Raw genomic sequence first — 448 nt, 5'->3', positions numbered from 1 at the left:
AGGGCCATCGGTTGTTGGGGTCTCGGCTACGGGCTTCGGGCTACGCCCTCCGCCCTTCACCGACACCCCAACAACCGATTCTCATCTTGATTGTCGCTACGCTCGCATCCTGTCAGTCGCCGCGCAGCAAAGGCCCAATGGCGTAGCGTCGCCGATCAATTGCGCCCTACCGTGCCAAAACTCGCTACTCTGATGGACAGCGCCGAGGAGGATGTGCTGGCCTACATGACCTTCCCAGCCCAACACCGCACGAAGTTGCACAGCAACAATCCGATCGAGCGGCTCAATGGCGAGATCAAGCGGCGCACCGATGTTGTCGGTATCTTCCCCAACGAAGAGGCGATTACCCGTCTCGTCGGCGCTATCCTTCTGGAACAGAACGACGTGTATGGACCACCCCCACCTTGCAAGGCTTTTCAACAGATTTCGACGATTTCGGATCTTGCGG

At 58.7% G+C, this 448-nt stretch carries 1 pseudogene; it reads left to right on the top strand.

The features are described 5' to 3' along the window. A pseudogene (locus SxD43FB_RS26255) lies at positions 1-448 on the top strand (transposase); the annotation flags it as partial.

Source organism: Sphingobium sp. D43FB, assembly GCF_002312805.1.
Classification (GTDB): domain Bacteria; phylum Pseudomonadota; class Alphaproteobacteria; order Sphingomonadales; family Sphingomonadaceae; genus Sphingobium.
Note: the sequence above shows the minus strand (reverse complement) of the source record. Positions and strands in the feature narration are given on the sequence as shown.